Source organism: Pediococcus sp. AC40 (assembly GCF_030252485.1).
Lineage (GTDB): Bacteria > Bacillota > Bacilli > Lactobacillales > Lactobacillaceae > Pediococcus > Pediococcus acidilactici.
The window spans coordinates 345643-364392 of record NZ_CP127012.1 but is presented as its reverse complement, the minus strand read 5'-3'; the positions used below and the strand labels follow the sequence as shown (position 1 = coordinate 364392).

General features: G+C 43.3%; 18 protein-coding genes. 9 read left to right on the top strand and 9 right to left on the bottom strand.

What is annotated here, in order from left to right; genetic code table 11:
• Positions 1 to 18: 18 nt before the first annotated feature.
• The gene (locus NL111_RS01680; RefSeq protein ID WP_285110363.1) at positions 19 to 882 is read left to right on the top strand and encodes an NAD(P)-dependent oxidoreductase; all 864 of its coding nucleotides are present in this window, start codon (positions 19 to 21) and stop codon (positions 880 to 882) included.
• Between the two features lie 72 nt (positions 883 to 954).
• Here NL111_RS01680 and NL111_RS01675 read toward each other — a convergent pair whose 3' ends face one another.
• On the bottom strand, positions 955 to 1845 hold the full coding sequence (locus NL111_RS01675; RefSeq protein ID WP_002831054.1) for a LysR family transcriptional regulator: 891 nt from the start codon (positions 1843 to 1845) through the stop codon (positions 955 to 957).
• A gap of 117 nt (positions 1846 to 1962) precedes the next feature.
• Here NL111_RS01675 and NL111_RS01670 point away from each other — a divergent pair, with 117 nt between their 5' ends.
• Positions 1963 to 2700, top strand: coding sequence for a DUF554 domain-containing protein (locus NL111_RS01670; protein WP_002831052.1), 738 nt, complete (start codon positions 1963 to 1965; stop codon positions 2698 to 2700).
• A gap of 164 nt (positions 2701 to 2864) precedes the next feature.
• Here the strand turns inward: NL111_RS01670 and scrK are convergent, their stop codons facing one another.
• Entirely contained in the window at positions 2865 to 3737 is an 873-nt protein-coding gene (gene scrK, locus NL111_RS01665) for a fructokinase ScrK (RefSeq protein ID WP_128688309.1), read from the bottom strand.
• A gap of 223 nt (positions 3738 to 3960) precedes the next feature.
• On the opposite strand from scrK, the gene NL111_RS01660 reads away from it, so the two are divergent.
• The 3 genes from NL111_RS01660 to NL111_RS01650 all read left to right on the top strand — a co-directional run bounded on the left by NL111_RS01660 (position 3961) and on the right by NL111_RS01650 (position 6021).
• Positions 3961 to 4422 carry a universal stress protein gene (locus NL111_RS01660; protein WP_002830051.1) on the top strand — a complete coding sequence of 154 codons (462 nt, stop codon included), beginning with the start codon at positions 3961 to 3963 and terminating at the stop codon, positions 4420 to 4422.
• Between the two features lie 65 nt (positions 4423 to 4487).
• Positions 4488 to 5402, top strand: coding sequence for an RluA family pseudouridine synthase (locus NL111_RS01655; protein WP_285110362.1), 915 nt, complete (start codon positions 4488 to 4490; stop codon positions 5400 to 5402).
• A gap of 25 nt (positions 5403 to 5427) precedes the next feature.
• The gene (locus NL111_RS01650) at positions 5428 to 6021 is read left to right on the top strand and encodes an NUDIX hydrolase N-terminal domain-containing protein (protein ID WP_285110361.1); all 594 of its coding nucleotides are present in this window, start codon (positions 5428 to 5430) and stop codon (positions 6019 to 6021) included.
• 121 nt (positions 6022 to 6142) lie between these two features.
• On the opposite strand, the gene NL111_RS01645 is transcribed toward NL111_RS01650, so the two are convergent.
• A complete protein-coding gene (locus tag NL111_RS01645; protein WP_002830055.1) occupies positions 6143 to 8506 on the bottom strand; it encodes a phosphoketolase family protein in 2364 nt (787 codons plus the stop codon).
• Between the two features lie 237 nt (positions 8507 to 8743).
• Positions 8744 to 9466 carry a GntR family transcriptional regulator gene (locus NL111_RS01640; RefSeq protein WP_002830056.1) on the bottom strand — a complete coding sequence of 241 codons (723 nt, stop codon included), beginning with the start codon at positions 9464 to 9466 and terminating at the stop codon, positions 8744 to 8746.
• Positions 9467 to 9574: 108 nt separating this feature from the next.
• Here NL111_RS01640 and ybaK point away from each other — a divergent pair, with 108 nt between their 5' ends.
• On the top strand, positions 9575 to 10078 hold the full coding sequence (gene ybaK / locus NL111_RS01635) for a Cys-tRNA(Pro) deacylase (RefSeq protein ID WP_285110360.1): 504 nt from the start codon (positions 9575 to 9577) through the stop codon (positions 10076 to 10078).
• A gap of 403 nt (positions 10079 to 10481) precedes the next feature.
• Here ybaK and NL111_RS01630 read toward each other — a convergent pair whose 3' ends face one another.
• Positions 10482 to 11012: a DUF1836 domain-containing protein gene (locus tag NL111_RS01630; RefSeq protein ID WP_002830062.1), complete on the bottom strand. Its 531-nt coding sequence runs from the start codon at positions 11010 to 11012 to the stop codon at positions 10482 to 10484.
• A gap of 147 nt (positions 11013 to 11159) precedes the next feature.
• On the opposite strand from NL111_RS01630, the gene NL111_RS01625 reads away from it, so the two are divergent.
• Positions 11160 to 11486, top strand: coding sequence for a hypothetical protein (locus tag NL111_RS01625; protein ID WP_024862611.1), 327 nt, complete (start codon positions 11160 to 11162; stop codon positions 11484 to 11486).
• 175 nt (positions 11487 to 11661) lie between these two features.
• Here NL111_RS01625 and NL111_RS01620 read toward each other — a convergent pair whose 3' ends face one another.
• The gene (locus NL111_RS01620) at positions 11662 to 12600 is read right to left on the bottom strand and encodes an aldo/keto reductase (protein WP_002830066.1); all 939 of its coding nucleotides are present in this window, start codon (positions 12598 to 12600) and stop codon (positions 11662 to 11664) included.
• 222 nt (positions 12601 to 12822) lie between these two features.
• Between NL111_RS01620 and NL111_RS01615 the strand changes: the two genes are divergently transcribed.
• Positions 12823 to 14208 (top strand): hemolysin family protein, encoded by a 1386-nt coding sequence (locus tag NL111_RS01615; RefSeq protein ID WP_002830067.1) that lies wholly within the window; start codon positions 12823 to 12825, stop codon positions 14206 to 14208.
• A 60-nt stretch (positions 14209 to 14268) separates the two neighbouring features.
• On the opposite strand, the gene NL111_RS01610 is transcribed toward NL111_RS01615, so the two are convergent.
• The 3 genes from NL111_RS01610 to NL111_RS01600 all read right to left on the bottom strand — a co-directional run bounded on the left by NL111_RS01610 (position 14269) and on the right by NL111_RS01600 (position 18101).
• Positions 14269 to 15879 (bottom strand): ABC transporter permease, encoded by a 1611-nt coding sequence (locus tag NL111_RS01610; RefSeq protein ID WP_285110359.1) that lies wholly within the window; start codon positions 15877 to 15879, stop codon positions 14269 to 14271.
• Entirely contained in the window at positions 15869 to 16804 is a 936-nt protein-coding gene (locus tag NL111_RS01605) for an ABC transporter ATP-binding protein (protein ID WP_024862614.1), read from the bottom strand. Before NL111_RS01605 ends, NL111_RS01610 begins: the two co-directional genes overlap by 11 nt.
• A gap of 481 nt (positions 16805 to 17285) precedes the next feature.
• Entirely contained in the window at positions 17286 to 18101 is an 816-nt protein-coding gene (locus NL111_RS01600) for a Cof-type HAD-IIB family hydrolase (protein WP_004166745.1), read from the bottom strand.
• Positions 18102 to 18264: 163 nt separating this feature from the next.
• Between NL111_RS01600 and nrdI the strand changes: the two genes are divergently transcribed.
• Positions 18265 to 18738, top strand: a complete 474-nt coding sequence (nrdI, locus tag NL111_RS01595; protein ID WP_002830072.1) for a class Ib ribonucleoside-diphosphate reductase assembly flavoprotein NrdI — start codon at positions 18265 to 18267, stop codon at positions 18736 to 18738.
• The last annotated feature ends 12 nt before the right edge of the window (positions 18739 to 18750 follow it).

Genomic DNA, 18750 nt, shown 5'->3' with positions numbered 1-18750 from the left:
AGACAGGAGGAAATTTACATGAAAATTGGATTTATCGGTACTGGAGTAATGGGTACGGGAATTATTAATAATTTGTTAAAGCACCATCATCAGGTATTTGTCTACAACCGGACTAAGGCTCACGCCCAAGAAGTAATTGACCACGGGGCAATTTGGGTTGACTCGCCCGCTCAGTTGACCATCCAAGCACCCATCGTCATTACCATGGTTGGTTTCCCGCAAGACGTTAAGGAAATTTACTTTGGGGAAAACGGTATTTTTACAACGTTGAAAGCCGACCAGTTAGTTGTTGATATGACCACCAGTTCACCGACCCTCGCTGAAGAAATTGGCCACCGGGCTGAAGAAATCGGGGCGTTGGCACTCGATGCTCCCGTTTCTGACGGTGACATTGGTGCTAAAAACGCTACCTTAACCGTCATGGCCGGCGGGCACCAGGAGGCGTTTAAAAAAATGGAACCCCTCTTCCCCGAAATTTCACAAGCGGTGAATTACTTTGGGGACTTTGGTACCGGACAACACGCTAAGATGGCTAACCAAATCATGATTGCCGGCACGATGACCGGCTTAACTGAAATGCTGGTTTACGCGAAGGCCGCTAATTTAGATTTACAAAAAGTCTTAGATACCGTTTCCCACGGAAGCGCCGATAACTGGAGCCTGGATAATTACGTACCGCGGATTCTGAAGAATGATTACACGCCGGGATTCTTTGCTAAACACTTTTTAAAGGACCTCAACATCACCTTAACCGAAGCTAAGCGAATGCACATTGATTTACCAGCCACTCGCTTAGCCACCCAGCTTTACGACAATTTAGTTAATGCCCAAGGTCTTGGCGACGACGGTACCCAAGCTTTAATCAAACTATGGTGGAAATAACCCCGAGCTTCTTAAATTAAACAACCCTCACAACTAGGTGGACACCTTGCTGTGAGGGTTATTTTTTACCTGCTATTCTTTTGCTTGCTCAATTTCCCGTTTTGCAAAGTCCCAAAACAGATTAACCACTGGTGCAGTCCGGTCCCTTCTTTTTAAGAAGACTAGGCGACTACAGATTTCAGGAACCAGTGGTACGGCCTTGACGTTATCAAATCCCGTCAAATCAAACGACTTGTTCATCACTACCGAAACGCCCATCCCTTGGTTTAACATTTCTAAAATCAAATCAATTCGCTGTCCTTCATAAACAATCCGCGGAGTAACTAACGAACGTTTCAAAACTTCGTTTAAGGGGTTCGCAACGGTAATTGTGTTCCGGAGTAAAAGGAGTTGTTGGTCCTTGATCATCTCAATGCTTAGTTGTTTAGCTTGCGCCAACGGACTATTCTTCGGCACCAACACCACGTAATGGTCTGTTTCGTTAACGATTGTGTCATAGCGCGGATCGTTATCCTCGTAAATTCGAGTAAAAATCACGTCAACGTCCTGCCGTTTTAAATCTTCATTTAGGTCCGGCACCTCCGCTTCACTGAACTTCAGTTTTACGTTCGGATACTGGCTAGTAAATTTAGTAATGATGTTAAAAGCTTGGTACTGGGCAATGGAAGCAATTCCGTGAATAACTAGCGTCTGGGCGTGGTTGGCGTTTGCGATTGCCACCGTGGTTTGTAATTCTTTTTCCTGTCGCAATAATTGTTGAACCGCGGGCAAAATCTTTTTTCCTGCCGCGGTTAACTGTACTTGCCGGTGAGCGCGCGAAAAAAGCTTAACGTCCCATTCCTTTTCTAAAGCCATAATGTGTTTTGACACGGTTGATTGCGACAAAAATAACCTTTCCGCAGTCTCGCTGTAACTTTGGGTTTCTGCCAAGTCAACCAACGTCGTTAATTTTTTTGTATCCATTGCTTTCTCCCGACCTATTCCTATTTGGAATATTTTAGCACATAAAAAGGAATTGCGCTTTTCCGAGTCAATGACTAAACTAATCTTTTGTGAGTAAAAAAAGAGGGAGGATTTAATTTGCCAATTGGAATCATAGTTAACGTTTCAGCAATTTTCTTTGGGGGAATCATTGGGGCCTTAAGTGGCGGCGCGATGTCCGAACGGTTCAAAGAAGGTCTAAACATGGCCTTTGGGATTTGTTCCATGACCATGGGAATTTACGCAATTGCCCCCATGAAAAACTTAGCCGCGGTAATTTTCGCGGTAATCATCGGAACTGGATTGGGTCTCCTATTCCGACTCGGCGTGTTAATTAACCGGGGCGCAGAAAATATGCAACGTCTCATTTCACGCTTGCTCCCCTCCAATAAAACGGGTAACGGTAGTTGGGACAAGATCACTTACGACGCTAATTTGGTTACCGTAATCGTCCTTTTCTGTGCGAGCGGAACCGGTATTTACGGTTCTTTGATTGAAGGAATGAGTGGTGATCCGTCGATTTTAATTTCCAAAGCCATTTTGGATTTCTTTACGGCATTGATTTTTGCGGCCAATTTAGGATACGTGGTTTCCTTAATTGCGATCCCGCTTTTAATCATTCTAACCGCCCTACTCCTCGCTGCTCACGTGATCTTCCCCCTCACCACCCCAGATATGATTCTGGACTTTAAAGCTGGAGGCGGAGTTTTAATGTTAGCGAGCGGTTTCCGAATTATCCAAGTTAAGATGTTCCCAACTGCCGACATGATCCCGATTATGATCGTTATCATGCCAATTTCTTGGTTATGGACCAACGTGATTTTACCGCTGCTATAGGAAATTTTTGAACGATATCCCACACTCAGTACTAAAAAATAATAGTCGCCTAGCTACTGCACAACCAAGCAGTAGTTAAGCGACTATTTTTATTTCAAGTCCTTACGTTGCATTGTTTAAATCGTAAAACCAATTGAACAGTCTGTTTCTAGCAAAAAAGCTTATTAAACTTCTAATAATTTTTCAGCTAACGCAAAGTTACCCAGGGTGGCTGAACCATTATTGGCAACTTCCGGCATCACGAGGTACTTATCAAGATCCGGAACTTGTACGTAGCCATTCAGGAGTTCTTTAAATGATTTGCGAACCTTCTCCAAGAAATCCGGGTTGGTTACCCCGCCACCAAAAACGATCTTTCCCGGACGTAGCGTAAGGGTCGTTTGAATAGCGGCTTGTGCCGTATAGTAAGCCATAATGTCCCAGACGGGATCTGAATGCGGAACTTCTGCGCCCTTAACGCCTAAGCGAGCCTCAAACGTTGGCCCAGCAACCAATCCTTCTAAACAGTCCCCGTGGTACGGGCAAACACCCTTAAAATCTAGATCGTCAGGGTGCCGCTTTACTAAAACATGGCCCATTTCAGGATGACCGATTCCCCCGATCAAGTGGCCGTTCACGATTGCTCCCGCACCCACACCGGTACCAATTGTATAATACGTCAACGAATTGATTTTTTCGTTAGCGAGGGTGGCCATTACGTATTCCCCGTACGCCGAACCATTGACGTCGGTAGTCCAAAAAATCGGAATATCAAATTCCTTTTTAATGCACCCTACAAAATCCGTATCCGCCCAACCTGGCTTTGGCGTAGTGGTTACATAGCCATACTTTGGCGAACTGTGCCGAATTTCAATTGGTCCAAACGACGCAATGCTTAACGCCGCAATGTCAAATTTTTTAAAGTAATCGACTGTTCGTTGTAAGGTTTCCTCCGGAGTAGTCGTTGGAAATTGTGTTTGATCCTGTACTTGATAATTTTCGTTTCCCACGGCACACACAAATTTGGTACCGCCGGCTTCAATACTACCCAATAACATTATGTATCGCTCCTAATTTAAATTAGCATGGGGAACCATTCCCCGTTGTCCGTTTACCATACCAATATACCACTGTTTCGGGCGTTGTAATAAACCGATTTCATTTTTTGTTTCTTTACCTTTGCCAAAGCGAAAATATCCAGAATTTAAAGGTAAAAAGGCTTACAATTCATTTTGAAAATGATATTATTAGTATAAGAAATGATGATTGGATGGTGGGAACATGCTACAACAATACAAAAATATCTTGGCACCTGTTGACGGTTCAAAAATGACAGAGGTTGTCGTTGACCGGGCAATTGAAGTTGCTAAACGGAATAACACTCATCTAGATATCCTAAATGTCTTAGAAGTTAACCAATTTAGTGACACCTATGGTGGAGCGGTTAGTGGAGATGTAATCTACAAGCTTTCTGAAGACGTCCAACATCGCTTAGAAGAACTAAAGAAAAGAGCTGAAGATGCTGGGGTTACCGACGTTAGCATTCATATCCGCTTTGGTAATCCTAAGCCGGTAATTGCTCGTGAATTTCCAAAGGATCACAAAAACGAATTGATTATGATTGGTTCTACTGGTTTAAACGCGCTAGAACGGCTAATGGTTGGTTCAGTTGCTACTTACGTAAGTCGGAACGCGGTTTGTGATGTGTTAGTAGTTAAACCCGAAAAGAAAGCCAAAAAATAATTAAGTATGTAAAAAAGCGGTCCATAATTTTATGGGTCGTTTTTTTATGGCAAAAAGGAGTTTTTATGACCTGGACGTACCATATTAAACTAGACCAATCTTATTCTCCCCAAACTTTACGAGAACTACTGCAAAAAACTTGGTGGCTTTCTCGGAAAGTCGTCCATTTTTTACGCACTGAACGCCGAGTTTTGGTAAACCAACGGTACCAACCGGTTAGCACCGTTGTCCGCACCGGAGACTTGATTTCGTTAACCTTCAAAGAAAGTGACTTTTCTACCCCGCTTCCGCCGTTTGACCCGGATTCTTCCCAAAGTCCTGACGTTTTGTTTGAAAATGACGACCTTCTTGTGGTTAATAAACCCGCGGGGATTAAAACACACGCTAACCAACCACACGAGTTGGGAAGCATGATTAACTTCTTACAGGCGTACTTTGCCAAGAAGGATTCCAACGCGTATAACGTTCATCGTTTGGACCAGTGGACTAGTGGCGCCCTTTTGGTAGCCAAAAATCCGGTTGTTGTCCCAATTCTTAGTCGGCAAATCAGTCAAAAATTAATTCAACGAACGTACTTGTGCATGGTAGAAGGTCACTTGAAAAGCCGTAGCGGAACCATCACGCTTCCCATTGGACTTGACCCCCACGACCAGCGTAAACGACAAATCAACGGTCCGGAAGCGCAACCGGCCACTACTCACTACCAAGTGGTTCGTGAATTTGCTGAACGGAGCCTACTACTCGTTCAGTTAGCAACCGGCCGTACCCACCAAATTCGGGTTCACCTTGCAGCCTTAGGGCATCCTATCGTGGGAGACCCTTTGTATAATTTACTTGCTGACGGAGCCCCCATGCGGCTGCACTCTTGGCAAGTCAAATTTCCCTTGCCCTTTAGCCAAAACTGGCAAACGGTAACTGCACCGGTACCCGATTACTTTGGAATTTCGTTGGCTGAGCCAGCTTTTGATGTTGGAGATTAATTTGTAAGTAAAGGTGGCATCTATTTTGGAAGAACTTTTTTTCATTCGTCGAATATTAGCAATTAGTGAAGCTGGATTAGCTTACGCAAGCGATCGCTTTGATATCGAACGTTATCAAGGTCTCCGTCAGCTTGCGATGCAACGTTTGAGTGAGCTTGGAAATGTGCAAGTAACCACCGTGGCAGAACTCTTTAAGGACGAGGCGGGGTATCCAACTCCCAAAGTGGACGTGCGAGCCTTTATTCGCCAAAAAAATCAGGTATTGCTCGTGGAAAACTCACACGGTGAATGGGCTCTCCCCGGCGGTTTTGCAGAAATTGGCTGGACCTTACAAGAAAACGTCATTAAAGAAGTGCACGAAGAAACTGGGCTGACCGTAAACATGGCTACCCTTCGCGCTGTCTATGATACCTCCCTAAGAAAAGACGTCCCGCAAACTTTTCAGTATTATAAATTTATTTTCGCTTGTACAGTGGAAAGTGGTGAATTCGTTAAGAACAGTGAAACAGTTGCGATGCAATGGTTTGATAAAGACCAGCTTCCACCGCTTTCCATGAAGCGAACCACTCCTGAACAAATTGCACAATTATTTGACTCTGTAGATTTACACGTGGATTAACTTCTCTAAGCTCTTGTTTGCAATAGTCACTTCCATTATTACTACAACACAAAAAAGCTGAAAGCAGCCGCCCGTAAGGGCCTTTGCTTTCAGCTTTTATTGTTTAATCTTTAAGCTTTAATTATTTAACGTCTTTCCATACCCAGTCTTTAACTTCTGGAAGGTCGTCACCATGGTCACGAATGTATTCGTGATGGCGAGCAAGGATATTGTCCATTTCTTGGGCAAAGTCTGCACCCTTTTCGTTAAATTCTGGAATTGAGTTGATTACGTCTTGAGCCAAGTGGAAGCGGTCAAGTTCGTTAAGAACTCGCATATCAAATGGAGTAGTAATGTCCCCTTCTTCACGGTAACCATGAACGTGTAAGTTATGGTTGTGACGGTCAAAGAAGATTGAACGAATCAAGTCTTCGAAACCATGGAAGGCGAAGATTACTGGTTTGTCCTTAGTGAAGTAGCGGTCGAATTCTTCGTCGCTCAAGCCGTTAGGGTTAACCTTTGGACTTTGTAACTTCAATAGGTCAATAACGTTGATAAAGCGAATCTTCAATTCTGGGAAGCGGTCGTGCAAGATGTTAATTGCAGCCAAGCTTTCCATGTTTGGTTCAGTACCAGCAGCAGCGATAACTACGTCTGGTTCTTCACCATTCGTGGTGCTTGCCCAGTCGATGATTCCCAAACCGTTGTTAGCAAGCATTTCTGCTTCAGCCATTGAGTAGAATTGTGGACGTGGTTGCTTAGATGCAATAATCAAGTTAACTTTACCACGATCGTTCATTACTAATGGGCTGATTGCTAACAATGAGTTTGCGTCAGCTGGCAAGTATTCGCGAATGAATTCTGGTTTCTTTTCAGCTAAGTGAGTTAAGATACCTGGGTCTTGGTGAGTGTAACCATTATGATCTTGTTGGAAACTTGTTGAAGTTGAAACAATATTCAATGATGGGTAATCACGACGCCAGTCTAATTCAGAAGCCTTCCGTAACCACTTGAAGTGTTGGGTAAGCATTGAGTCAACTACCCGAAGGAATGCTTCATAACTAGTGAAGATTCCGTGACGACCAGTTAAGGTGTATGCTTCAAGCCAGCCTTCTGCAGAGTGTTCGGAAAGTTGTGCATCAAGAATGCGACCTTCTGGAGCAACTGCTTCATCCCAGTCCTTCTTAACTGAATCCATCCATTGACGGTTAGTTACTTCGAATAGGCCATAGAGACGGTTTGACATCGTTTCGTCAGGACCAAACATTCTGAAGTTCTTTGGATTCTTAGTAACCACGTCACGCAAGTAGTCGGACCATACCAACATATCTTGCTTCATGTTGAGACCACGCTTGCTTGTGTCAACCGCGTATTGACGGAAGTCAGGCAAGTTCAAGTCAGTTGGGTGAACCCCACCATTAGTGATTGGGTTAGCAGCCATCCGCTTGTCACCCTTTGGCACGAAGTCAAGAATGTCTTGGTCGATGTGACCATCTTCGTCAAACAATTCTTCTGGTTTGTATGACTTCATCCAGTCAACTAGTGCATCAACGTGTTCCATGTTGTTTTGATCAACAGGAATTGGAATTTGGTGAGCGCGGAAAGTACCTTCGATAACCTTACCGTCCCAAGTCTTTGGACCAGTCCAGCCCTTTGGTGAACGGAAGACGATTACTGGCCAGTATGGCAATGATTCGTCATGGTTTTCACGAGCATTCTTTTGAATTTCTTGGATCTTTTCGATTGCCTTGTCCATTACTTCAGCCATCTTAGGATCCATTGCTTCAGAATCGTCGCCTTCAACAAAGTATGGGTCCCAATGTTGACTGTGGAAGAATTCAGCTAATTCTTCATCCGTCATCCGGGAAGTAAGGGTTGGGTTACTCAACTTGTAACCGTTAATGTCCAAGATTGGCAATACCGCACCGTCAGTAATTGGGTTGATGAAACGGTTGTGGTTCCATGATGTTGCCAAAGGACCAGTTTCAGCTTCCCCATCACCAATTACTACTGCAGCAATTTGGTCTGGGTTATCTAAGATAGCACCCACACCGTGAGAAAGTGAGTAACCAAGTTCGCCACCTTCGTGGATTGAACCTGGTGTTACAGGAGCGGCATGAGAAGCAACCCCGCCTGGCCAAGAGAATTGTTTGAAGAGTTTCTTCATTCCTTCTTCGTCTTGGGTAATTGCTGGGTAAGCTTCAGTGTATGAACCGTCAAGGTATGAAGTAGAAACCATTACTTGTCCACCATGACCTGGTCCTTCGATATAGAACATGTTAACGCCGTACTTGTTAATAACCCGGTTCAAGTGAGCGTAAATGTAGTTTTGACCAGGAATCGTTCCCCAGTGTCCGATTGGGTGAACCTTAACGTCGGAGGCCTTAACGTCACGCTTCAATAATGGGTTGTCTTTTAAATACAATTGACCAACTGAGAGGTAATTAGCTGCGCGCCAAAACTTTTCAAGTTTGTCAAAGTAAGCTTTAGATGAATAGTCTGTCATCGTAATCTTCCTTTCGTGAGCGAAAAACTGATTAATTAATTTACGAGATAAGTATAACCGCTTTCTCGAAAAAGGTCAATCATTTTATAAATTGATACGGTCCAATTTTTTAAAAATAAAAATAGCCGCGTACAAACAGCGCCGTTACAACGATTATGGAGGTTCTAAAAACCTCCTTTGTGCTGCATACTCGGTTAAAAATGGTAATTTACCGTTATTTATTTTTAAAAATTAAACCTAATCTACTGATACAAACGTGCTGTAATTCATATGCCGGTAATGAATTCGCATATTTGAAATTTCAAAGGGGGTTCCGTCATCCATGAAAAAAATTCCGGACATAATGCCGACCGGTTCGTTAGCAGTTAACCCTAGTAATTCTTGGTCCTCTTGGTTAGAAGGAGCTACTTGAATCGACATATATGAACGGGTTACTTGTTGTCCCTTCGCGTCTTCCAAATAATTAAAAATTGATTTTTCCACAATGGCCTTGGATAATTCTGGCGCGATTTTAATGGGGATGTAGCCCGTTTCAATCATGATCGGCTCCTCATCTAATAAGCGCAGGCGCCGAATTTTATAGACAAAATCCCCGTCATTTAAGAACAGGTCGGTCTTCATGCTCTTAGTGGCTGGAATCACGGAAAAATCTAGCACCTTAATCCCCTGCTTTTTTCCGTTGGATTTCAAACTGTCGGTAATTCCGATGTTGGAACCTTCGTAATTAAACGATGACTGGCTCTTTAAGTACAGCGGATTGATAAAGGTTCCCGATCCCCGTTTTTTAAACACAATCCCCTCTTGCGCCATCGAGCTAAGCGCCCGCTTTACGGAACTACGGCTAACGTTATATTCTGCCGTTAAAGAGCGTTCGTCTGGCAAACGCATTGACGGAAATTCATTATTAAAGATACGTTTTTTCAAATCATGGATGATTTTTCGGTAAATCAGATCTTTCATTAAATTATCTCCTGTAGATTAGTTGCTATATCATTATAGCAAACTTACCACTTTCATTTTGTGAGGGATTCGCTCAATGTGCTAAAATACATTGCTGGGTGATAGATTATGTCGAAGAAAAAGAAAAAAGGAAAAATTTCCAAAACCTTAGTAGAACAAATTTTAGATAAACATAAAATTGAGTACCAACAATTCGTTTTTCCAACGTACCAAGATGGGGACGTTAAGCAACTCAGCGTCGACCACATCGGAATCGACGATCACGTCATTTATAAAACCCTCGCTTTAACCGGCAGCCAAACTGGTCCGCTGGTTGGGGTAATCCCCGTGGACGAACACCTTAGCTATAAAAAATTAGCGAAGCTGTCCGGAAATAAAAAAGTCGGTATGATTCCGCTAAAGAACTTGGTGGCAACGACTGGGTACGAACACGGCGCCAACACCCCGATTGGCATTTACGAAACCAAGGGATTTCCAATTTACATTTCGGAAATCGCTAAGGAACAAGGGACTATTATCGTTTCTTCGGGTAAAATTGGCCGTTCCGTTCAGTTAAAAGCTACGGACCTCGCTGACTTGGTTCATGGTACCTTTGGTGATATTACTGAATAAAATAATCCCCCGAACCGTGGGCAAATTGCTGGTTGGCCCGGGGGATTATTTTTTTATTGGATTATATGCTGCGTAGTCGAAACGCGTTATGGACCCCAGCTCTCTGCGGCTAACTAAATTAGGGACCAGTCGCCTAACCCGCGATCAGTCCCTAATTCCATTCTTTCTATGCTGCATTGTCGAAACGTGCTCCGTAACCCAAACCTTTCCGGTTAACCAAATCACGTCACCAATTGCCTAAACCGCAATTAGTGGCGTGATTCCGTTCTTTCTATGCTACGTAGTCAAAACGCGTTATGGACCCCAGCTCTCTACGGCTAACCAAATCAGGGACCAATCGCCTAACCCGCGATCAGTCCCTAATTCTGTTAGTCCTCAAGAGCTACCCGGGCTCCAGAACGCTCTATTTTATTTTCGTCGGTTCGTGCGACTTTGAATTCTTTACTATTTTTACTAGTTGGTTGGTTTCCAACTGGTCCACCACCATATCTGATGCTGCTTCCAGTAGTTGGTCCGTTAGGTTTTCTGCATGGCGATCTGGTCTTGATTTACCAATCAAGCTAATCTTCTTATTTAGCAAATCAATAAATCGGTCATAGGCCTGCTTCGGATATTCACTTGCGGTTACCCGGTCAATTCCCGAACGAATCTCTTGAATCGAAAAGGATTGCTTTAGCAACGTCAACAAGAGGATATCCGCGATTTGCATTACCTGATACTTCTTCTTCGCTGGGGCGACAATCACTTTATTTTTCACGTAGTTGTTGATCATTGCCGGCGTCACTGCTTCCAAGCCTAAAGGTCCCGTGTATTCCGTCATCAACGCCACTACTTGGTCCATATACAAATCAAAATTTGGCAAATCATCCCAGTGTGGTAATTCCACCCGGCTGACTAGTTCCAACCACCGTTGATATTCTTTATAATTACTCATTGCTAAAACCTCCTTATTTGTTTTCTTTCATTGTAACATCATTACCTAGTTTTATAAACTAGATTACCTCGTGTAATAAACAATAATTATCAAAAGTCATCTTTTATGGTAATCTATTCATATTATTCACAGGTGGAGGAAAGTAAAATGTTTGATCCAACTAAAAAAAGAAAAGTTGCTGAAGAAGTTAAGGAACAGTTTCCAAGCGAAGTAATTAAAGGCTTGTGGGATACGTTGAAACAAATGAAAAAGGACCAAATTGTGGTTACTCCCGTAATTGCGTTTGCCTTTAGCGACGATTTTACCGATGATGAAATTTACGTAATGGGCCTGCAAAATTCAGGTGCCGTTGCTAAGGAATACACTATTAAATACAGTGGTTCGAAAGATTTTCTTGGCAAAGGAACCATCGTGGTCGTCCAAGACAAGCCTAAAAACATTACCATGAAGATTAGTGACGTCAATAAGCAATAGTTCCTAAAAAAGTGTGTGGGACCAAAGTCGGATAGTTTGTGAGCACTAACTAAAAGCGACCATTATGCCTGAATTGGGCATGATGGTCGCTTTTGGGTTAAGCAGAACAAACTGACCTTTAACTTCATTAAAAGGCAAAATCCCAAAATGATTTTTTAGCTGCTTTTTTCATCGCCTATGGTAAATCATTACCCGCTGCGTAATAAATGTCGTACCATTCTTGTCCGGTAAGCTCCACGTCGCTACCAGCTGCCGATTCCTTAATCCGTTGCGGATTCATGGTACCTAATAATACTTGGAATTGAGCGGGATGACGTAAAATCCATGCCGTGGCAATGGCGTTCTTGGTTACCCCATAAATATCCGCAATTTCTTGCATTTTCTTATTCAACTCAGGGAACTTCGGATTATCAATGAACACCCCGTCGAAGAATCCGTATTGGTAAGGTGACCACGCTTGAATCGTCATGTCATGAATCCGGGAATATTCAAGAATCTGACCATCGTGGTTGACGCTCCGGTCGTCAGTCATGTTGGTGTGCATGCCAAAGTCAATCATCCCCGTATGCATAATGCCAAATTGGAGCTGGTTAATGATTAGCTTTTGTTGCAAATATTTTTGTAATAGTTCTATTTGCATCGGATTAAAGTTGGACACCCCGAAATGCCGTACTTTGCCCGCCGTTTGTAATTCATCAAAGGCTTCCGCGATCTCTGCAGGTTCCATTAACGGATCTGGTCGGTGAAGTAAAAATGAATCTAAGTAATCCACTCCCAAGCGCTGTAATTCGCCATCTACCGCGGCAATCAAATGTTGCTTGCTAAAGTTGTAACGGTTGCCGTACGGAATGTCCCCATCATTTTCACTGACAATGCCACCCTTGGATTGGATGTATAGTTCATCGCGACTAGCCTTAGCTAGCTTAAGACCAGCCTTAAACTTTGCACTTGATGCTCCATGCCCGTATAAATCTGCCGAGTCAATATAGTTAATCCCCGCATCTACAGCCGCATCAATTACTTCCGCAGCCTTTTCGTCGGAGAGCGCATCCATCCGCATGATTCCTAACGCTACGTTGGAAGCGTGCATGCCGCCCACGTTAATTTGCTTCATTTCCATACCTCCAGATAAATTCTAAAGTTTCTTAAACAACATCATCATACCACCAATAAAAGCGATTACAATTGTTACAGCTAGTCAACGAATAAATTTTTTGGGAATGATTCCTTGAAATATCCCCTTAGTTTCGGTAAAGTACGGTTCTTGGCATACTAATTTGAATTTTAACGTTGTATAATATAACAATAACGAGAAAAAAGAAATGGGGAATTATTTTTGGATAGCGGTCAGATAGTCTCTAACCTGATTGTGATACTTATCACTTTTATATTAGCTTACTTCTTCGTTGCCGCCGAATTTGCCCTTGTGCAAACCCGGCCCAGTGCCTTAGAAGAAGCCGAAAAAGAAGCAACTAGCGCACGCAAGCGAAAGAAATATCGATTGGCAATGCGGATGGTTAGTCGCCTAAACGAATATCTTTCAACTACTCAGGTTGGTACCTCAATCTGTGGGATCATCCTCGGTTGGATTGGTGAATCAACGGTTGAATATTTCGTGGTCGAACTATTTGGGGCTACACACATGGTTAACAGTGCCTCGCTGCACATTGTGGGGGCAGTAATCGGGGTTCTACTACTAACTTACTTAGAAGTGGTAATCACCGAAATTGTTCCCAAGAACATCAGTATCGACATTCCGTTGAAGGTTTTGATGTGGGTGGTAACTCCGCTTCACTATTTCCACACTGCTTTTTATCCATTCGTGTGGTTACTGAACGCTTCGGCAAACGGAATTGTCCGGTTAATGGGAATGCAGCCTGCCGACGAGAACTCAGAAATCTTCTCCCAAGCAGAAATTTTAAACCTTTCTAAAAACGCGGTTAGCGGCGGAGAATTAGACAAAAACGACTACGTTTATATGCAACGGGCCTTTGATTTTAATGATAAGGTCGCCAAAGACATCATGATCGACCGGACTCAATTAGTAGTTTTAGATGTCGACAGCACGGTAGACGATGCGTTACGCCAATACTTACAAAGTCGCTTTAGCCGTTTCCCAGTAGTTGCTAATAACGATAAGGATAAGATCCTCGGTTACATCTACAACTACGACATCATTCGGCAAAGCCAAGTGGACGGTAATATTAAGGTCAGCAAGTTATTACGTAACATCATTACCGTTCCTGAAACGCTGGCGTTACAAGACGTCCTAGAACAAATGATTAAAAAACAAGTTCCGATTTCCGTAGTGGTTGACGAATACGGCGGAACAAGTGGAATCATCACCGATAAGGATATCTACGAAGAAGTTTTCGGCAACATCAACGACGAAATTGACGACGTTTCGGGAGACTACATTCATAAAGAAGCTGACGGTTACTTCAAGGTTAGCGGAAAAATGACGGTGTACGATTTTGAACGGTACTTTGGCATTGACGTGCCCGACTTTGAAGAAGAAGACGTGGTTACCCTTGGTGGTTACGTCATCGATCACAACCCGGAAATCAAAGTACATGAACACGTTCGAATTCAAAACTATGATTTCGAAGTGCTTGATAACGAAAACGCCCATATCGACTGGTTCTTGGTCCACAAACTAAAACCTGAAGAGCTCGCCGATGTACCGCCGGTCGTTCCGGAAGTAGATCACTTTACCGATTAAGCTAGGTACACAAAAAGCAGGGACTATCTCCCTGCTTTTTATTTTGGCTAAAAATCGCTTTTAAGAGAGGTCGCGCCGATTAAATCCCCAATAACCAATGACCATTAAAAGTAACCCGAGCGCTATCAAAACAAACACATAACTGTAATTAACCTTGTCTAAAGGAACCATCTTGGTCCATCCTAATCCGGTAAGTTGCTTAGTCCAGGCTGGTAGTTTAAGTAGACCGCCAAGATAACTAGTAAAGAATGCGTACCCCAGATACAACCAGGTAATTCCGTTTAACTTCGGCGCAATTCCGTTAAAACAGACTGCCAGGCCAACGGTCAAGATAATTGTGGGAGCAAAGGCAATGAAAGTTTTTACGTATGCTGCAAAGCCAATGTCACCCTGGGTCAGCACCCAATTTCCCGCAACGTCAACTCCCAACAGTCCTACCGCAAAACCTAGAACACCAATTTCTACTCCGTTGGCCACGTACCCAGTCAACAAGCGGTTGCGCGAAACCGCCTTAGCATACACGTTTTCAAGATAACCGCGTTGTTGGTCACCATGGAGTTTATTAACGCTCATCACTGCTGGAATCGTTCCTAAAACAGCCATAATCATGCCAATAATTGAAATGAAATTAAGCAAAATTTGGTGATTAGCACTGTGGATTGCCGATTTTTGCATAACGAGTTGCATGGTCGGGTTAGATTTTAAAATATCTCCCACCGTATCAAAAATTGAACCGAGCATTCCGCCTAGGATAAATAGTGAAAATAACCAAATCCAATTACTATGACGTTGTAATTTTTCGATTAACGTAATGGGTCCTTGTAAGGTACGTGCTGCGCGGGCCCGTCCCGCAGATCCCTGAAACATGCCCGCGCCCACGTCTCGGCTTTGGTTAACCGCCAAGACTGCTAAACCAATCAGCATCCCTAAGCTGAACGTTAGAAAAACGGGCGTCCAGTTATTGTCATGAAAAGCTTCAATTTTTTCAATCCATCCTAAGGGAACCCACCAAGTTTGGGCAGGATTTTTAAGGTCGGTAAACATCCGGGCAACGTACATCACCCCCAAAATCATGTAACTAGCAATCGTCGCCGAACGAGCGTTATCAAAAACTTGAGCCATTAATAAACCAACCATGCCAAACAGTAATCCTCCGGCTGCTAAACTCAAGCCAATTAACCACGCTCCATTCGCGTTAACCCCCGCCATAGAACTAAATTGGATTGCTAAATTATATAGCACTCCCGTGACCGCATTGATTATGAATAGTTCCGTGAGCGCTGCCATAATTATCGACCAGTTACCAACGTCGTGAGCGACCACCAATTCCGTAAGACCTTGATCCTCCTCGCCACGAGTAGCACGAATTGCAAAATAAATGTTCATCGCAATCATCGCAATTGCCATAAATACCAACATCTCGGTTGCAAACAGGTCTCCGCTAGTTTTTAACGGGGTATCAAACGTCCCGAAAAAGGCTTGCATTGCCGGTGTATTGAGGGTTGCTTTGATGGACGAAATTGCTTGGCGATTTCCGTACAGCGTTTCAAACTTGAACGCCACGCTAGCCATCAGCCCTGCTAATACTAAGACCCAAACGCCAATGTTTAAACGATCACGACGTAAATTTAACGCAGTCAACAGTCCGTAACCCTTCATTTTATTTTTCATGATCAATCACCTTACGTTGGTTTGCGTCCTGTTTGTAGTATCTGAGAAATAGATCTTCTAAAGTTGGCGGAGTGCTTTGGATCGCTAAAATATTTTTCTCCGTCAAAATTCTCATCACTTTGCTAATCGCGTCCGTATCGACAGAAAAACTAATTTTTTTCGGGTTCCGTTGATCAACCTCAAATGCGTGCACCCCAGGTATATTTTTAACCGTTTCAGCAGCGTCTTTAGTAGCCACGGTAATTTGTGTGCGGGTTAAGTGCCGCATTTCATCTAACGTTCCCTGCTCAATAATGATCCCTTCACGAATAATGGCAATTCGATCACACATCCGCTCCACTTCAGATAATATGTGGCTAGACAATAGAATCGCCTTTCCTTCGTTCTTAAGTTTTAACACTTCCTCCTGAAAAACCTCTTCCATCAGGGGATCTAGCCCCGAAGTGGGTTCATCAAAAATGTAACACTCCGCATTTTGGGAAAAAGCCGCGATTAACGCCACTTTTTGCCGATTTCCTTTTGAATAAGTTCGCGCCTTTTTCTTCGGGTCCAAATCAAAGCGTTCAATTAATTCATCAGTCCGCTTAGAATGCTTTTCTCCGTTCATTTTCAGGAATAAGTCAATAATTTCGCCACCAGTCAGATTAGGCCACAAATATACATCGCCTGGTACGTAAGCAAGCCTGCGATGAATTGCCACCCGATTTTGCCAAACATCTTGATCAAACATGGTGGCTTTTCCTGCACTTGCTTTAATAATCCCCAAAATCACCCGAATTGTCGTCGTTTTTCCCGCACCATTGGGCCCAATAAATCCGAAAACTTCACCACGGTTTACTTGAAAAGTAACGTTTCGCAATGCCTGAACTTTACCAAAGTTCTTTTGGATTTGTTGCACATCTAATACCTTTTTTGCATTCATCATCAGCGCCTCCCTGCTAGGACCTCTTTAATTCCAACACAGAATACGCTCTGCGGGTATATAAGTCAACGTAAATATATGGGGATTTTTCCTTTGAAAATCCCTTATTTTCGGGGTTCTTTGTTGCCTAGTCAAAACGTGCTATCAGGACCAGCTTCTTCCGGTTAACCAAATCAAGGGAACCAATCGCAAAGCTCGCAATTAATTCCCTTGATTCCGTTAAACCTCGAGGGTTCTCTGCTGCCTAGTCAAAACGAGTTCCAGCCCCTAGCTTCTTCCGGTTAACCAAATATAAGGACTAATCACGGGTTAGGTGATTAGTCCTTATATTTGGTTAATCCTTGAGGGTTCTTTGCTGCCTAGTCAAAACGTGCTATCAGGACCAGCTTCTTCCGGTTAACCAAATCTAAAGACCAATCGCCCAACCCGCGATTAGTCTTTAGATTCCGTTAATCCTCGGAAGCTACCCAGTCCTGAGAACGCTCTAATTAAAATACCTCTCCAAAAATTTTCCAATTCCATTTTCCAAATTACTTTCCGTCACCGCATCCGCTTCCTTTTTTAGCAGTTCCGGGCTATTTCCCATTGCTACCCCGGTTCCTACCGCACGGATCATTTCCAAATCATTCATATCGTTACCGAATGCCAACGTTCTTTCCACCGGGATTTGGTACTTATCCATAATCGCGCGAACCGCCGTAGCCTTTGAAATTCTTCTTGGAATCAATTCCAGATTGTTTGGCGACGATGACGATACCGCTAGCAATTTCGTTGCCATCAAGCGTTCCTTCGCCTCTTGCAAACGTGCGGAGGGCTCATCATCAATGGTGATCCCATTAATAATTTGGCTGCTCAATTGCTGGAGATGGTCCAAATCTTGAATCTTTTCAAATCCCCGATTTCCCATTTTATCCGCCATCACGCGAACCCGCGCTAAGCGACTTAGGCGCCACGGCTTTTTGTTAGTATAGTAGGTCATCTCGGTGGTGAAAAAGTTCGTTGAAAGTCCTAAGTCCATCGTAATTTGGTAAATTTCCTTCAACGCGTTCCATCCTAGATGCTCCTGATGAATATGGTTTCCTTTTTGGTATACCGATCCGTTTGACGCAATGATTTCAACATCATCGTTGATTTTTTTCTGAATTAACTTCGCTAGTGACAGCATCCGCCCCGTGGCAATGTAAAAAATTACGCCCTCTCGTTGAAGTCGTTCAATTACCTGTTTGGTTGCTGGTAAAACATTTTGGTGATTATCAATTAACGTTCCGTCAATGTCCATGAATACTAAATGTGGTTTCACTACCTTCACCCCTTACATTACTGCCTATTATTGTACTACATTCTGGTAGCGTTTCCATCTTTCTCGGCAGTTTAAGTGAGTTTGTTATTAACCCGTGGTATCATTTTATTTAAGAGGAGCGTAAAATTAACTGTAACAGCAAATATAGTAAGGAGTTCTAACCATGAAAAATGAAATTCACCTTTTGTACATCTCGATTGCGGGTAATACGCAATCTTTCGTCGACGATTTAAGTGACTACGCCGAAAAAATGCACCAACAAGACCCGAAAAATCCGTTAATTTTCGCCAAGGAAATCACGGACGAAACGGAATTTGCTGATGAAGAGATTCCTTATTTTGCCTTCGTTCCCACCTACTTGGACGGCGGTAACGGCATTGACAACGGTGTTAAGGAACTAATGACTAACGTGTTGGGTGAATACATTGCCTACCACCACAACCGCGAATTATGCCTCGGCGTGGTGGGGAGCGGCAACCGCAACTTTAACGAACAGTATTGTCTAACTGCGCGCCGCTACGCTCGGGATTATGGTTTTGAAATGATCGACGATTATGAACTCCGCGGAACTACCAAAGACTGTGAACGTATTTACGCTAACATGGCAGAACGTGTCGAAGAAGAAATTAACGTATAAAGAGAGGAATTA

Bases quoted from the DNA above. Each gene is read 5' to 3' on its own strand.
- NL111_RS01680 (WP_285110363.1), top strand. From the start codon at position 19: ATGAAAATTGGATTTATCGGTACTGGAGTAATGGGTACGGGAATTATT.
- NL111_RS01675 (WP_002831054.1), bottom strand. From the start codon at position 1,845: ATGGATACAAAAAAATTAACGACGTTGGTTGACTTGGCAGAAACCCAA.
- scrK (WP_128688309.1), bottom strand. From the start codon at position 3,737: ATGTTATTGGGTAGTATTGAAGCCGGCGGTACCAAATTTGTGTGTGCC.
- NL111_RS01660 (WP_002830051.1), top strand. From the start codon at position 3,961: ATGCTACAACAATACAAAAATATCTTGGCACCTGTTGACGGTTCAAAA.
- NL111_RS01655 (WP_285110362.1), top strand. From the start codon at position 4,488: ATGACCTGGACGTACCATATTAAACTAGACCAATCTTATTCTCCCCAA.
- NL111_RS01645 (WP_002830055.1), bottom strand. From the start codon at position 8,506: ATGACAGACTATTCATCTAAAGCTTACTTTGACAAACTTGAAAAGTTT.
- NL111_RS01640 (WP_002830056.1), bottom strand. From the start codon at position 9,466: ATGAAAGATCTGATTTACCGAAAAATCATCCATGATTTGAAAAAACGT.
- ybaK (WP_285110360.1), top strand. From the start codon at position 9,575: ATGTCGAAGAAAAAGAAAAAAGGAAAAATTTCCAAAACCTTAGTAGAA.
- NL111_RS01630 (WP_002830062.1), bottom strand. From the start codon at position 11,012: ATGAGTAATTATAAAGAATATCAACGGTGGTTGGAACTAGTCAGCCGG.
- NL111_RS01625 (WP_024862611.1), top strand. From the start codon at position 11,160: ATGTTTGATCCAACTAAAAAAAGAAAAGTTGCTGAAGAAGTTAAGGAA.
- NL111_RS01620 (WP_002830066.1), bottom strand. From the start codon at position 12,600: ATGAAGCAAATTAACGTGGGCGGCATGCACGCTTCCAACGTAGCGTTA.
- NL111_RS01610 (WP_285110359.1), bottom strand. From the start codon at position 15,879: ATGAAAAATAAAATGAAGGGTTACGGACTGTTGACTGCGTTAAATTTA.
- NL111_RS01605 (WP_024862614.1), bottom strand. From the start codon at position 16,804: ATGATGAATGCAAAAAAGGTATTAGATGTGCAACAAATCCAAAAGAAC.
- nrdI (WP_002830072.1), top strand. From the start codon at position 18,265: ATGAAAAATGAAATTCACCTTTTGTACATCTCGATTGCGGGTAATACG.